Genomic DNA, 14,555 nt, shown 5'->3' with positions numbered 1-14,555 from the left:
TGAAGGAAGGACCGAGGTAGCACGTTGACCCGCAGCGAGGGGTCGGTCCGAATCAGACCCCGCTACGGCGGCGTACTACGAGAATGTTCTTCACGAACGCCAATCTAGACCTGGTTCGGAAGGCGATGCAACCACTATTTTCCGATCTAACGCACTCTACGGTCGGCGATAGACAGGTCGATAGTCACCGAGAAACTTCATTGCCGTCGATAGCGGTCTCTAGGACACGACCTAGATGTCCGCATAAACGCCTAGTCGTGTTGTTACTTTGACCTCATGGACCCCGTGCGTAACCCTTACGCTCCCGGCGCAGGCCAGCGGCCGCCCGAGCTTGCAGGTCGGACCAAGCAGCTCGACGCCTTCGACGTCGTACTCGAACGCATCACCCGCGGCAGGCCGGAACGCAGCGTCGTACTGACGGGGTTGCGTGGCGTCGGGAAGACGGTGTTGCTGAACCAGCTCCGATCAGCGGCCGGCGCGCGGGGGTGGGGCACGGGAAAGATCGAGGCGAGACCGGATCAGGAGCTTCGACGACCGTTGGCGTCGGCGCTGCACATGGCGGTGCGCGGCATCGCGGCGTCGCATCGGGATCCGGAACGCGTCGACGAATTCCTGGGTGTGCTCAAGGCTTTCGCGTTGCGCGCGTCGGCGGGCAAGGGCATGCGCGAGCGGTGGCAGCCCGGCATCGATGTGCCGGCGAAGACAGGTCGTGCCGATTCCGGTGACATCGAGATCGACCTCGTCGAACTGCTGCTCGACGCGTCCACGCTGGCGGGGGACGTCGGGGTCGGCATCGCGATCTTCATCGACGAGATGCAGGACCTCGGCCCGGCCGACATCTCGGCGTTGTGCGCGGCGTGTCACGAGCTCAGTCAGGACGCGGCCCCGCTGATCATCGTCGGAGCCGGGTTGCCGCATCTGCCTGCCGTGCTGTCCGCGTCGAAGAGCTATTCGGAACGTCTGTTCAGTTACCACCGCATCGGACGGCTCGAACGCAAGTCGGCCGATCTCGCGCTGATCGCGCCCGCCGACCGCGAGGACGTCGAGTTCACCACCGAGGCACTCGATGCGCTCTACGAGGCTGCCGACGGCTACCCGTATTTCGTGCAGGCGTACGGCAAAGCGACGTGGGATCTCGCGCCCGAAACACCGATCACCGCGGAAGACGTGCGCGTCGCAGCGCCGACGGCCGAGGAGGAACTCGCCGTCGGATTCTTCGGCTCACGGTACGAACGGGCGACGCCCGCCGAACGCGAGTACATGCGCGCGATGGCGGACCTGTCGGAGGAGGACGCGTCGGTGCCGACGGCTGCAGTCGCGACGGAGCTGAAGCGCAAACCTGCGTCGTTGTCCCCCGCGCGCGACGGGCTGATCAAGAAGGGCCTTATCTACTCGGCAGAGCGCGGAACGATTGCCTTCACGGTCCCCCACTTCGGGCGGTACCTGAGGGCGCAGACGGACGAATAGGCAGCTTCGATGCACGTGCGCGCGAATGTATAGCCCCCTATACATTCGCGCGCACGTGGCGTCAGCCGCCATTGATACGCGCCATGTCCCCGTCGTAGTAGTCGATCAACCTCTGGTCCATCACTTTTCGCCACAGCGGCGGAACGAGCGCGCAGAAGATCATGACCGCGTAACCGGCCGGAAGCTGGGGAGACTCGTCGACCGTCCGTAGCGCCTGGTACCGCCGAACCGGGTTCGCGTGGTGATCACTGTGCCGCTGCAGGTGGTACAGGAACAGATTGCTCCACAGGTGATCGCTGTTCCAGCTGTGGGTGTGGTTCGTCCGCTCGTACCGCCCCCGCTTGGTCTTCTGACGCAACAGGCCGTAGTGCTCGAGGTAGTTGGCGGCCTCGAACAGGATCACCGCGATGGCAGCCTGCAGAACGAGATACGGCGCAACCTGCCACCCGAAGATCGCGATCAACGCCGCGAACACCACGATCGACATGGCGAGCGCATTGAACAGGTGGTTGTGCGCGGTCCACGTCTTCTTGCCGACGCGATCGAGGCGCCTCTGTTCGAGCTCCCACGCCGACTTGATCCCGCCGAACATGCTGCGCGGCAAAAATTTCCAGAAGCTCTCGCCGTACCGAGCCGACGCCGGATCCTCGGGGGTCGCGACGCGTACATGATGGCCGTGATTGTGCTCGACGTAGAAGTGGCCGTAGAACGATTGCGCCAGAGTGACTTTGGACAGCCAGCGCTCGACGTTCTCGCGTTTGTGACCGAGTTCGTGCGCCGCGTTGATGCCGACACCGCCGACCACGCCGACCGTCACCGCCAGACCGATCCGCTCCGGAACACCGAGCGGCCCGTGAGCCCACAGGTAGCATGCCGCTATCAATCCCGCGTACTGCAATGGAATCAACAGGTAGAGGCACCAGCGGTAATACCTGTCGTTCTCGAGGGCTTCGGCGACCTCGAGCGGCGGATTGGACTTGTCCACGCCGGCGAACGCGTCGACCAGGGGGACGACGATGGCGATGATGATGAGCCCCAGCGCCCAGAATGCTCCGGGGCCGAGCCACGCCACTAGACCCCACGCCAAGAAGGGGCTCAGCGGGATGACCAGACCCAACGGCCAGAGGTATCGCTTGGGGTCACGCCATCCGAAAGCGGGCGCAGAGGGGGTGGCGTTCATCGGGGCTGCACATCCCCTCGCCGTAAGTCACGCATCGAAAAAATTACCTTTTCTAACTATCGCATCGAATCTACTACTCTCCTGTACTTCGCCGCAGCCCCGTGGTGGGATTACCGAATCCGGCGCCTGTGTGAGGGGAACAACACATGAAGACCAGCGAATCGACGTTCACGGGCGTGCACGGGACACGGATCGTCTACGACGTCCACACGCCCGACAACGCGACGGGGTTCCTCGTTCTGTCGCACGGCCTCGGCGAACACGCAGGTAGATACCGTGAGGTCGTCGAGCGCCTGACCCAGCTCGGTCTGACGGTGTACACGATCGATCACCGCGGCCACGGACGTTCCGGCGGCAAGAGGCTGGAGCTGAAGAGTTGGTCCGATTACATCACCGATCTCCACGAACTGTTCCGCATCGCGCGTGCCGAGCATCCTGACGAGAAGGCATTTCTCCTCGGCCACAGCATGGGCGGCGCGATCGCGCTGTCGTACGCACTCGAGTATCAAGCGGAGCTCGACGCGTTGATGTTGTCCGGACCCTTCGCCGTGGTCGGCGACGACACCCCGAAGATCCTGATCACGATCGGCAAGGTGCTCGGCAAGATCGCGCCGCGCGTGCCGGTGCAGACGCTCGATTCGGCCGACGTCTCGCGGGACCCGGCCGTCGTCGCCGCCTACGACGCCGACCCGCTCGTGCATCACGGCAAGATCCCCGCCGGTGTGGCCGGCGGTCTCGTCGGCGCGACCGAGAGCTTCCCGACGCGGCTGCCCACCCTCACTTTGCCGGTACTGGTGCAGCACGGCAGTGAAGACAAGCTCGCCGACGTCGCGGGAAGCCGCATGATCGCCGAGAAAGCCGGCTCGAAGGATCTCACGATCGAGATCTACGACGGCCTCTATCACGAGATCTTCAACGAACCCGAGCGCCAGCAGGTACTCGACGACCTGGTGGCCTGGCTGAAGCCACGCCTCTAGCGCTCGAAGAGTCGGGTTCCATTGTAGTAGCAGACATCTCGTACCCAGTCGTCGCCGAGGCCGAGTCGCTGGACTGCGGTCAACGCCTCCGCGTAGGTGTACGGGATGTTGGGGAAGTCGCTGCCGAACAAGATGCGATCCTGCAGGTCCACCAGCCGTGACCGGCTGCTCGGTGGAAACGGCCACGCCGCCTCGGAGAAGTCGGTGAACGCCATCGTGGTGTCGAGTCGGACCTCCGAGTACGTGTCGGCGAGGGCGAGGAAGTCGTCGTACTCCGGCATGCCCATGTGTGCGATGACGAGCGGCAGACGTGGAAAACGCTGCAGCAGAGCGTCGATCGGGCTGGGTCCGGTGTACGTCCCCGGTGCAGGCCCGGACCCGCAATGGATGACGACGGGTATCCCCGCATCCTCTATCGCACCCCAGACCGGATCCAGCAACGGGTCGTTCGGCGAGTAGTTGCCGACCTGGATGTGCGATTTGAAGATTCGCGCACCACCCGAGATGGCAGCGGCGACGTAGTCGCCGGCGGATTCCTCGGGGTAGAAGGTCGCCGTGTGTACGCAGTCGGGCGTACGCTCGGCGAACTGTGCGCCCCATGCGTTGAGCCACGCGGCCATGTCCGGCTTGTGGGGATAGATCATCGACGTGAATCCGCGAACGCCGAACTCGCGCAACGTCTCCAAGCGCACGTCTTCGTCGTGGCGGTACGAGATCGGCCAGGTCATCCCCGTGAGGGGGCCTACCGCGTCGAAGTATGCCCACACCTTGTCCATGACGTTCTTCGGCATGAAGTGGGTGTGGACGTCGAAGATTCCGGGCAGGCCGAGGCCGTCCCAGAACGTCCGAACCTCTACGGTCTCAGCGGGCGACATGAGCGTCGAACCAGTCGAGGGTCTTGGACCACGCATCGGCCGACGCGTCGGCGTTGTACACCGCCGGGCGATCGTCGCAGTGGAATCCATGGTCCCCCTGGGCGTATCGGGTGATGTCGGTAGCCACCGGCGATGTGGCCGCGGCGGTGCGCAACTGTTCGACCTCCGAGGTGGGGATGCCCTTGTCCAGATCGCCGAAGAAGCCGTGCCACGGTGTCTGCAGAGCATCGGCGACGCTCAGCATCGTCGGATATCCGAAGCGGCCCTTGTCGATTCCGCCGCCGTAGAACGTTGCGGCGGCACCGAGGGGGCGTCGGACAGCGGTATGGAAGGCGACCGTACCGCCCATGCAGAAACCGACGATCGCGCACTGTGTCGGTTCGAACCCACGCTCGGCCAAGCCTCCGAGCGCAGCGTCGACATCCGAGTCGACCTCGTCGGCCTTCAAGGAACCGATCGACGACATCGCGGCTTTCATGTCGGTGTAGTCGTGTATCTGCTTGTTCTGTCGGTGGAACAGATGCGGTGCGACCGCAACCCAGCCGGCGTCGGCGAAGCGTCGGCAGACGTCGACGATGTGGTCGGTGACGCCGAACGCTTCTTGGATCACGACGACACCGCCACGGGATGCAGCGCCTCCGGATGGTTCACGAAAGGTGAGAGGAGTGGTCATACCTCGATTGGAGCACAACCCGGTCCGTGCGCAGGTCGGGGGTTTTGTAGGCTGCATCACACGTCATCACTCTGGAGAGGACACTGTATGCGCGCGGTACACATCACGAGGCTCGACGGTCCGGAATCGGTGGAGATCGTCGACATCGACGAGCCTGCGGCACGTGACGATGCGGTCGTCATCGACGTGCACGCCGCGGGCGTCGCATTCCCGGATGCACTGCTGACGCGTGGGTTGTACCAGTACAAGCCGGAACTGCCGTTCGTACCGGGCAGTGAGATCGCAGGTGTCGTACGTTCGGCTCCCGAGGGTTCGGGATTCGCCGCGGGTGACCGCGTCGCCGCGCTGACCGGCCTGTCCGACGGCATGGCCGAGGTCGCAGTCGTGTCCGCCGACACCGTGTTCAAGCTCCCCGACGCCGTCTCGCTCCCCGCAGGCGCCGGCCTCCTCTTCAACGACCTGACCGTGCACTTCGCGTTGCGCGAGCGCGGAAGACTGACCGAGGGCGAGACCGTCCTCGTCCACGGTGCCGCGGGCGGCATCGGCACGTCGGCGCTGCGGATGGCACCGGTGCTCGGTGCGTCGCGAGTCATCGCTGTCGTCAGCTCCGAGGCGAAAGCCGACATCGCCCGCGCGGCGGGTGCCACCGACATCGTGCTGGTCGAGGACGAGAACGGACGCGGCTGGAAGGACGCCGTCAAGGAGCTCACCGGAGGGAAGGGCGTCGACGTCGTCGTCGATCCCGTCGGTGGTGACCGCTTCACGGACAGCATCCGCAGCCTGGCGCCGTCGGGACGCGTTCTCGTTCTCGGGTTCACCGGCGGCGAGATCCCGACCGTCAAGGTCAATCGTTTGCTGCTGAACAACGTCGACGTCGTCGGAGTCGGCTGGGGCGCATGGTGGATGACGCGTCCGGGTTACCTCGCGACGCAGTGGGCCGAGCTCGAGCCGCTGCTCGCGTCCGGCAAGCTGACGGCGCCGGAACCGTCGGTCTTCCCGATCGAGAAGGCGGCCGAGGCCATCGCATCGCTCGAAAACCGCACGGCCGCAGGCAAAGTGGTACTACAGATTATTTGATGGTCGTTCCTGCGGGCTCCACTCCTGCCTTAATCAGGTAGGACGACGCCCCTCGCCTGGGACAGGGCTGCCACCTCGGCCGGAAACACGTTCTTGAACACGAACGGGTCCGTGCCGAGAGCCCAGTCCGGGGCCAGTTCGATGGCGTATCTCTCGAAGTAGCCGAGCTGCTTGCCGACGAGGATCAACTCCTCCGGGCTCGACGTGCGGTACTGCTGGCCCATCCCGACGAGCGCCTTGATGAAGTCGGTCAAGCTGAAGTGCGCCAACGTATCCGACAGCATCGGAGCGAACACGGTCTGCAGGATCATGCCGACTTCGGCGTCGGTGCCGACGTCGTCGGACACGATGCCGAGTCGTTTCACGCTGCCCGCGAGACGAGTGAAGTCGCCGTCGATGACGGTGGCATGGAACAGATCCTGGAGCAGCAGTCGCCACTGCTCGTCGATCTCGCCCATGACGCCGAAGTCCAGGAATGCGACGCGGCCGTCGTCGAGCACCCAGACGTTGCCCGCATGCACGTCGCCGTGGAACAACCCGTGCAGGACGAGCGCTTCCATCCACACCTTGGCGGCGCGCCGCACGATCAGCTCGGACTCCACGCCGGGCGTGCACTGGTCCAGCGGCGAACCGTGCATGCGCTCCATGCAGATGACTCGGTTGCCGCAGTACTCGGTGATCACCTCGGGCGCGGTGACGAACTTGTTGTCGTCGAACGCGGAGATCCCCGCGCGGAACGCTGCTTGTCGACGCGCCTCGACGACACTGTCCAGCTCGGCGAAGGTGGCGGCATGCAGATCGACGATGATCGCCGACGCATTGGCCGTGGAGAAGAACGCGATGTACTTCTCGAGTGCACGCGCGAACACGTATGCGATACGCAGATCGACCTTCATGCGGTGGTAGATGCCGCGGCGCTGCACCTTCATGACGGCTTCCCTGCCGTCGTGCAGCACGCATCGATGCACCTGCGCGACAGACGCCGACGACAGCGGAACGTCGTCGAACAGCTGGAAGAGCTCGGAGGTACTACGCCCGAGGTCGGCCTCGATGACGGATCGCGCCTGGGCCGCGGGGAACGGCGGCACTTCGTCGAGACATCGCAGGCAGGTGTCGGCGAGGACCTTCGGGAACAACCCGGGCGACGACCCCATCAACTGCCCGACCTTCACGAACGTCGGCCCGAGCGCGAAGAACGCGTCGACGACGCCTTCCGACGCATGGACCGCCCACCCGCGTCGCGGCCGTCCGATCCATTTGCCGACGGCGATCACCTGGTAGAAAACGAGGACAGCGCCGATCACGACGAGGCGGAGGAATTCGCGGACGCCGAACGTGCGCAGAGGAGGAGGCGAGACCCGTGTCGCCGTAATGCCGCTGGTCATGCCCACCCCTTGTGAGATTCTCCACATTTCCGCCATCCGAATCGCAGTCGACTGTACCTACCGGTAGGAGACGGTCACAGCCCACCCGGACCTGCGGAATGACCAGAAGAACAGGAGCGCACCATCCACCGCATTCGACCAGGCCGCGCTGCTGCCGCAGCCGCTCTCTTCGGTGTCGCGGGCGTGCAGTATCTGCTGGCGGAGGCGTGGGCGTCGAGCCGGTACGACGGGTACGACCATCTCCGCGACACCGTCAGTCAATTGGGCGTTCCGGCGTCACCGGCGCATGTGGTCATGAACGCCGCGTTCTGCGTGTCCGCAGTGTCGGTGGCGATCGCAGGCTGGGCCTCCGCCCCTGTGCTGCGGCGTCGGCGCCGCCGGGTGTACCTGGGCGCAATCGCGGCGTATTCGGTCGGCAGCCTTCTCGTGGCCGCAGTACACACCAGCGCAGAGAACGCAGGTGTCCACGTGGCAGGCGCGATCGCGGCCATCGGTGCAGGCAATCTGATTCCGATCCTGGTCGGAACGGGCGTGCCGGACTGCCCACGCTGGTATCGGGCTGCGAGCATCGGTCTGGGGGTCGTCGGATCTGCGGGGTCGGTTCTACTGATCGCCGGCGTCGGTCCGGTGGGCTTGGCCGAGAGGATCGGGATCGACACCTTCGTCGGCTGGGAGATCCTCACCGCAGTCGCTCTGGTGCGTTCTGCCGTCAGCAGAAAAGTTGTCGATAGTCCGGCGGACACACGTCCGCACTCCTAGCCTGAGGCCATGGCCGACACGAACGAGATCGCACCGGTAGTGCCACTGCGTCGTCCAGAGGACGCCTCGGAACCTCTCGTGCGCGACGGCATGGGCAAGGTGTTGCGTCGTCTGCGGCAGGACCAGGGACGCACCCTCGACGACGTGGCGTCGGAAGCCCGCGTGTCGACGCCCTACCTGTCGGAGATCGAGCGTGGCCGCAAGGAGGCGTCGTCGGAGGTCTTGTCGGCGCTGTGCGGCGCTTTGGAGATCAAGCCGTCGCACCTGATGATCTTGACGGGCCGCGAGCTCGCCGGGGCGTCGCCGCTCCGACGAGTCTCGCGTGGTCCGGCACCGGTGACGATGATGGCGGCCTAGTTCCTCGACTGTGCGATGTGGTCCGCGAGCCCGTACTCGACTGCTTCGGTCGCCGAGAAGATCTTGTCCCGGTCGGTGTCGCGCCGGAGGATCTCGGGGTTCTGCCCCGTGTGACGGGCGAGGATGGTCTCCATCTCCGAGCGGACGCGAACGATCTCGTCCCGCTGCAGCGACAGATCCGAGATGACGCCCTCGCCGCCGCCCGACGGCTGATGCAACAGAACTCGTGCGTGCGCCAACATGATTCGCTTGCCCGCGGCTCCCGCCGCCATCAGGACACCGGCGGCCGACGCGGCCTGCCCGACGCAGAACGTCGACACGTCCGGCCGGATGTACTCCATCGTGTCGTAGATAGCCGTCATCGCCGTGAACGATCCACCGGGCGAGTTGATGTAGAGGCTGATGTCGGCGTCGGGGTTGTCAGACTCGAGATGGAACAGCTGGGCGATGATCACGTTGGCGACGCCGTCGTCGATCTCCGTCCCCAGGAAGACGACCCGCTCGCTGAGTAAGCGGCTGTAGATGTCGTATGCCCGTTCGCCGCTGTGCGTGCGTTCGACGACGGTGGGAATCGTGTACTGACCCATGAGAATCACAGCCCCACTTTCGGTTTCGATGCCGATGGTCTGATGTCGTCGAGCGTGGTGACGACGGTGTCGACGAGACCGTACGCGCGTGCCTGTTCGGCGGTGAACCAGCGATCACGCTCGGAGTCCGCAGTGACGGTGTCGACGTCGTGCCCGGAATGCTCGGCATTGAGCTTGTGCATCAACGCCTTCGTGTACTCGAGATTCTCGGCTTGGATTTCGATGTCCACGGCGGTGCCACGAATCCCGGCCGACGGCTGATGCATCATGATTCGAGCGTGCGGCAGGCTGTACCGCTTGCCCTTCGTTCCCGCGGACAGCAGGAACTGGCCCATGCTGGCCGCGAAACCCATTGCGAGCGTTGACACATCGTTCGGAATGAGCCGCATCGTATCGAAGATCGCCAGACCCGCGCTGACGGATCCGCCGGGAGAGTTGATGTAAAGGCTGATGTCTCGCCGTGGATCGGACGCCGACAGCAACAGAAGCTGCGCGCAGATGCGGTTCGCGATCGCGTCGTCGACCGCGGCGCCGAGCACGACGATGCGTTGGTCGAGCAGCCGGGAGGACAGTTGGTCGTCGAACGGCGAGGCGCCAGGTGCGTCGCCGTCGTTCATCATGGGGGTCATATCAGTCCTTTCGGTCGGTACGAGAACCAGACTGAAAGCGACAGGCCCTGGAGGGAAGGATTCTCTGCCCGAGGCAGAATCGCTGTCGGCAGAACCGCTCTGACCAGGCGATTGGGCGTTAGGTGGATAGGGCATGTACGGTAGAGGAACAACGACGCGGGGTGGAGCAGCTCGGTAGCTCGCTGGGCTCATAACCCAGAGGTCGCAGGTTCAAATCCTGTCCCCGCTACAAAAGAAGAACCCCGGGAAGCATCAGCCTCCCGGGGTTCTTGCTTTCACCCCTCTTGCTTCTATCCTTGCAGACGGAACCGGACGATGTCCGTGGCCGTGTCGATGGCGTCGAGCAGCGCACGGAGCCTCTCGCCGGGTCCCGGTGCTTCGAGGATGGTCTGCCGGTCCGATTCGCCCATCGGCACCTGTGACGCGAGCAGGAACAGGCGCTCTCCCGGATCGTCCGGCAGTGAGGAGAAGCTCGGCGCCGGAGGCGCCGCGGCATTCTCGGCGGCCGCGAGTTTGCCGACGAGCCGGTACATCTCGTCGATCTTGTCGCGTAGTACATCCAATTCCAGTGCAGCGAGCGGGGATCGGGGAGGTGCGTCCGACGTCTCGTCCGGCCACGCGCGCACATCGGCCCGTGGATAAGGGTCGTCCTCGAGCCAGACGTCGACGCGGATCCGCTCGGCTCCGACGCACTCGATGAGGTGCCGTCCGCCGCCGATGTCTCGGTGACCGACGATGCGCGCCTTCGTCGCCACGTCGTACCGCACATCGCCGCCGCCCGCTTCCCTACCGCGCGCAATCAACACGACGCCGAAGCTCGGGTCCTCCATCGCCAAGCAGTCGCGCAGCATGTCCTGGTACCGCTGTTCGAAGATGTGCAGGGGCAAGCGCTCACCGGGCAGTAGTGCGCTGCCGAGCGGGAACATCGGAGTCACGGTCATGGTCGTGAGTCTGCCGTCAGTCCGATGCCGCTGTGCTGGTGGGCAATCGAGGGACAGCGTTCGCGGCGAGGAACTCGTCGAGCACGCGGTAGAACAGGTCGGGCTCGTCGAGCTGCGGGAAATGCCCGGCCGACGAGAAGATCTCGACGCGTGACGCCGGCACCTCACGCCGAATGCTGTCGGCGTGCGACGCGGGAATCATCCGGTCGCGGCCACCCCAGATCAGCAAGGACGGCATACCTTCGAACTTGTCGAAATGTTGTTTGGCGCTGACGGTTTGACCACGCGGGCCGACGACGGCACGAGTCGACGCAAGGAATGCTTCGCGAGAACGCTTGTCCGACACGGTCTTGAACGCGCGCCACGTCTCGTTCAGGCTCTTGCCCGGCCGGACGGGGAGACCCCACCGGTTCAGCTGGCCGACGACGTTCTCGGTGTTCTTGCGTACCCAGTCCGACGCGAGGAGGGGCAGTACCAACTCGCTGCCGGGAAGCGTCGCCGCCTTGAGGAGGAGCGATACCTCGGGTCCCAGCCCTCCGCTGCTGACGAGCGCGAGCCGGTCGACGCGCTCGGGAAACAGGTACGTCGCCTGCATGACGATGCCGCCACCGAGTGAATGTCCGACCATCGGTGCGGACTCGATCTCGAGATGGTCCAGCAGGTCACGGATGGTGGCCGCGTGCGAGCTCAACGAATAGTCGCCGGACGGCTTGTCCGAGCTCCCGTGACCGAAGAGGTCAGGTGCGATGACGCGGTACTTCTCGGACAGGCGCTCGATCTGACCTGCCCAGGACTGGTGTGACCCCAGCAGGCCGTGCACCAGAACGACCGGCGGACCGTCGCCCTCGTCGACGTAACGGAGCACGTCCTTGTGCAGCTCCACGCAGTCGAGCTGGTACTCGCTCATGGCCCGTTGCACCCCCTCCAGCGCATCGACGTTCGGCAGACTCACAGTGTCCTGGCCCAACGTACGCGTCTCGGCCGGTGGTGAACAGGTCGAGCCGCGATGCGCCGCGATGGCAGCCGTGAGCGTCACCGGTCGGACTCGAGGGTGCGGTCGATGACCTCGGCGACCTTGCTCACGACCGGTTCGCGCACCAGCCCGATGTGCTCACCCGGCATCTGTTCGATGTCCAGGCGCCCCGGGGCGAGGGCTTCCCACGACCGGCGGTCAGCGGTGTTGCTCTCGGTGACGACGACGGTCACCGGCCCGTCCCACGGCTTCGGCGTATGTCTGCGCAGTGCCATCGCTCCGATGATGCCGAACGCGAGCCATCGTTCGGTCGTTCGGAACCGGACGAGTCCGGCGGTCGCGACCTGTGCCCACTGACGGGCGACGGCCCGGAAACCGGGCTTGTAGCTTTCCGAATAGGGGTCCGGTGGCGCTGCTTCGAGATGCTCTCCGCCTCCCGGCACCTTGTTCAGCAGCCACTGGTACAGGCGTGGGTCGAGCAGCACGACACGCTCGACGGTCTCACCGTGCGATTCGAGGACGTGCGCCATCTCGAGCGCGATCCAGGCCCCGAGCGAGTGCCCGGCCAGCGTATAGGGCCCGTGAGGCTGCACTTTCTGGATCTCGCGAGCATAGGCCCGCGCGGCCCGGGAGATCGTGCGATGCGGGAGCGCACGGGTGTCGAGGCCCCTGGCCTGCAACGCGTACACCGGGCGGCCGGTCAGTCGTTTCGCGAGCGGGGCGAGACCCACGGCAGGAACACCTGCACCCGCGACGACGAACAGTGGCGCTCCCGTCCCTTCCTCACGAAGCGGTACGAGCATCGGGTTCTTCGGTCCCCTGCTGCGATCGGCCGCGGCGAGCCGTCGGTCGATCAACTCGGCCAGGCGACGTACCGTCATCGCACTGACGAGGTCGGCCGGGGACAGTTCCACGTGGAACGCCTGCCGGATCTCGACGAGGATGCGCGTCGTCACCAACGACGTGGCGCCGAGTTCGGCGAAGTCCGCGTCGCGATGCAGTGTCGTCAACTCCAACTCGCGAGTGACGATGATCGCGAGCCAGTACTCGGTCGCGCCCGACAGCACGGTTTCAGACGACGCCGCCGCGCCGTGTCGATCCGTCGGAGGTATGGGTGGGAGCGAGGCCCGGTCGACCTTGCCGCGATCCGTGCGCGGAATCGCATCGAGCCGGGTGACGAACTTCGGCACCATCCAGTCCGGCAGCGTCTCGCGGAGAGCGCCGCGCACGTCCGTGTCGGTGATCGAGTCCCCGACGAAGAACACGGCGAGTTCGAGAGCCGAATTGTCCTCGGACGCAACGACGACCGCGTCCGTGACGCCGTCGAGCGATCGCACCGCGCTCTCGACCTCGGCGGGTTCGACGAGATAGCCGCGGATCTTGACCGCGTCGTCGATCCGGCCGACGAGGTGCAGGACGCCACGTTCGTCGATGCGGCCGAGATCGCCTGTCCAGTAACGCTGTCGGCCGGAGTCGGCGGAGAATCGACGCGCGGTCTGATCGGGCATGTCGAGGTAGCCGTCGGCGAAGCAGTCTCCGGTGACTCGGACCTGCCCGACCTCACCGGGCCTGGCGAGAACGCCGTCGGATCGCACGATGTCGATGCTCTTGCCTACGGGGCACCTGCCCGCGTCGAGAAAGCCGTCGGGAAGCGGAGCGCCGGGGCCGTAGTGCATCCGCGCGACGGCACCCGCCTCGGTGGTGGCGTACCAGTTCACGAACGTTGCGGCACAGTCGGATTCGTGTCGAAAAGCGACCACGTCACGTGCATGCAGAGCTTCGCCGTAGGTGATCACGTACTGCAGCGACGGAAACCGACGCGTATCGGAAGGAATGCCCGCGATCGCGCGAACGAGGGACGGCGAGCAATGCAGCGTCGTCAACTCGTTCCGGTTGACCCAGTCGGTGAACTCCACGGCATGCGCGGCCCGTGGATCGCGACAGTGCACCTGCGCGCCGCTGAGGATGCCGGCCAGCAACGTGTTGATGCCTGCACCGAAACTGACGGGAAGAGCATTCCCGACGCGGTGGCGTCCGGACAATCCCAGAGTGGAGCTCACTTCGTACGCCTTGCTCAGGCACATGCGGTTGCTGAGCAGTACGCCTTTCGCGGCACCGGTAGATCCGGACGTGAACGCGATGAGTGCGATGTGGTTTCCAGTGACCATCGGGAGCGGCACCGACGACACCTCGATGCCGTCGACGTCCTCGATTGCGAGGCGTCGGGCGCTGGACTGCGCGACGATCTGTTCCCGGCGCGCTTCGGGCAGGTGGGGGTCGAGTGGAACAAGGACCCTGCCCGACGCGAACACCGCGAGCATCAGGACCACTGCGTCGATCGTCGACGAGGTCTCGACGGCGACGGGTTCTGCTTCGGTCGGCGCGAAGGTCACGACCTTGCGGGCGACCGCATACGTGCGGTGCATCAGATCGTCGAACGTGATGGACCCGTCGTCGGTCTCCACGGCCGTTGCGGACGGCATTGCGTGGGCGACCTCGCAGAGACGGCCGAGAACGGTGTCGCGGACGTCGGGCCTGCTCAGAGGCGCGAGAGTCTCGTTGAAGCGTCGATCGGCCTCGCGCGCCGTGCTTTCCTGGACCGACATGCGCCTCCCCTTGCCACTGCCGACGGACCACTCAGTAATCGTGCACTAAACCATCCTTCGGTCTGTTTT

Annotated in this window: 14 protein-coding genes and 1 tRNA gene; 6 read left to right on the top strand and 9 right to left on the bottom strand. The window is 65.3% G+C overall.

The window, feature by feature from the left end:
* Positions 1 to 276 precede the first annotated feature (276 nt).
* The gene (locus DK926_RS07750) at positions 277 to 1,467 is read left to right on the top strand and encodes an ATP-binding protein (protein WP_114329944.1); all 1,191 of its coding nucleotides are present in this window, start codon (positions 277 to 279) and stop codon (positions 1,465 to 1,467) included.
* A 61-nt stretch (positions 1,468 to 1,528) separates the two neighbouring features.
* Here DK926_RS07750 and DK926_RS07745 read toward each other — a convergent pair whose 3' ends face one another.
* Complete coding sequence (locus DK926_RS07745) at positions 1,529 to 2,647, bottom strand: alkane 1-monooxygenase (RefSeq protein WP_068430906.1); 1,119 nt, start codon at positions 2,645 to 2,647, stop codon at positions 1,529 to 1,531.
* A gap of 146 nt (positions 2,648 to 2,793) precedes the next feature.
* Here DK926_RS07745 and DK926_RS07740 point away from each other — a divergent pair, with 146 nt between their 5' ends.
* Positions 2,794 to 3,624 (top strand): alpha/beta hydrolase, encoded by an 831-nt coding sequence (locus DK926_RS07740; protein WP_068430909.1) that lies wholly within the window; start codon positions 2,794 to 2,796, stop codon positions 3,622 to 3,624.
* Here DK926_RS07740 and DK926_RS07735 read toward each other — a convergent pair.
* Positions 3,621 to 4,499 (bottom strand): amidohydrolase family protein, encoded by an 879-nt coding sequence (locus DK926_RS07735; protein WP_114329943.1) that lies wholly within the window; start codon positions 4,497 to 4,499, stop codon positions 3,621 to 3,623. The two genes, DK926_RS07740 and DK926_RS07735, sit on opposite strands and share 4 nt — an antisense overlap.
* Positions 4,486 to 5,172, bottom strand: a complete 687-nt coding sequence (locus DK926_RS07730) for a dienelactone hydrolase family protein (RefSeq protein ID WP_114329942.1) — start codon at positions 5,170 to 5,172, stop codon at positions 4,486 to 4,488. Before DK926_RS07730 ends, DK926_RS07735 begins: the two co-directional genes overlap by 14 nt.
* Positions 5,173 to 5,259: 87 nt before the next feature.
* Between DK926_RS07730 and DK926_RS07725 the strand changes: the two genes are divergently transcribed.
* On the top strand, positions 5,260 to 6,249 hold the full coding sequence (locus DK926_RS07725; RefSeq protein WP_114329941.1) for an NADPH:quinone oxidoreductase family protein: 990 nt from the start codon (positions 5,260 to 5,262) through the stop codon (positions 6,247 to 6,249).
* Between the two features lie 29 nt (positions 6,250 to 6,278).
* Here the strand turns inward: DK926_RS07725 and DK926_RS07720 are convergent, their stop codons facing one another.
* Positions 6,279 to 7,634 carry an AarF/UbiB family protein gene (locus DK926_RS07720; protein WP_114330096.1) on the bottom strand — a complete coding sequence of 452 codons (1,356 nt, stop codon included), beginning with the start codon at positions 7,632 to 7,634 and terminating at the stop codon, positions 6,279 to 6,281.
* Between the two features lie 183 nt (positions 7,635 to 7,817).
* Between DK926_RS07720 and DK926_RS07715 the strand changes: the two genes are divergently transcribed.
* Positions 7,818 to 8,393, top strand: coding sequence for a DUF998 domain-containing protein (locus DK926_RS07715; protein ID WP_165839536.1), 576 nt, complete (start codon positions 7,818 to 7,820; stop codon positions 8,391 to 8,393).
* A 9-nt stretch (positions 8,394 to 8,402) separates the two neighbouring features.
* Positions 8,403 to 8,750: a helix-turn-helix transcriptional regulator gene (locus DK926_RS07710; RefSeq protein ID WP_068430925.1), complete on the top strand. Its 348-nt coding sequence runs from the start codon at positions 8,403 to 8,405 to the stop codon at positions 8,748 to 8,750.
* On the opposite strand, the gene DK926_RS07705 is transcribed toward DK926_RS07710, so the two are convergent.
* Both DK926_RS07705 and DK926_RS07700 read right to left on the bottom strand, forming a co-directional pair.
* The gene (locus DK926_RS07705; RefSeq protein WP_068431082.1) at positions 8,747 to 9,337 is read right to left on the bottom strand and encodes an ATP-dependent Clp protease proteolytic subunit; all 591 of its coding nucleotides are present in this window, start codon (positions 9,335 to 9,337) and stop codon (positions 8,747 to 8,749) included. The genes DK926_RS07710 and DK926_RS07705 overlap by 4 nt on opposite strands.
* Before the next feature lie 5 nt (positions 9,338 to 9,342).
* On the bottom strand, positions 9,343 to 9,957 hold the full coding sequence (locus DK926_RS07700) for an ATP-dependent Clp protease proteolytic subunit (RefSeq protein ID WP_243636724.1): 615 nt from the start codon (positions 9,955 to 9,957) through the stop codon (positions 9,343 to 9,345).
* 164 nt (positions 9,958 to 10,121) lie between these two features.
* On the opposite strand from DK926_RS07700, the gene DK926_RS07695 reads away from it, so the two are divergent.
* Positions 10,122 to 10,195, top strand: a tRNA-Met gene (locus DK926_RS07695).
* 61 nt (positions 10,196 to 10,256) lie between these two features.
* Here DK926_RS07695 and DK926_RS07690 read toward each other — a convergent pair.
* The 3 genes from DK926_RS07690 to DK926_RS07680 form a co-directional block, all read right to left on the bottom strand.
* Positions 10,257 to 10,907, bottom strand: a complete 651-nt coding sequence (locus tag DK926_RS07690) for an LON peptidase substrate-binding domain-containing protein (RefSeq protein ID WP_114329938.1) — start codon at positions 10,905 to 10,907, stop codon at positions 10,257 to 10,259.
* Positions 10,908 to 10,923: 16 nt separating this feature from the next.
* Positions 10,924 to 11,814, bottom strand: coding sequence for an alpha/beta fold hydrolase (locus tag DK926_RS07685; RefSeq protein WP_068431085.1), 891 nt, complete (start codon positions 11,812 to 11,814; stop codon positions 10,924 to 10,926).
* 125 nt (positions 11,815 to 11,939) lie between these two features.
* Positions 11,940 to 14,486, bottom strand: a complete 2,547-nt coding sequence (locus DK926_RS07680; protein ID WP_114329937.1) for a non-ribosomal peptide synthetase — start codon at positions 14,484 to 14,486, stop codon at positions 11,940 to 11,942.
* Between the last annotated feature and the right edge of the window lie 69 nt (positions 14,487 to 14,555).

Source organism: Rhodococcus sp. Eu-32 (assembly GCF_003336925.1).
Taxonomy (GTDB): domain Bacteria; phylum Actinomycetota; class Actinomycetes; order Mycobacteriales; family Mycobacteriaceae; genus Rhodococcoides; species Rhodococcoides kyotonensis_B.
Note: the sequence above shows the minus strand (reverse complement) of the source record. Positions and strands in the feature narration are given on the sequence as shown.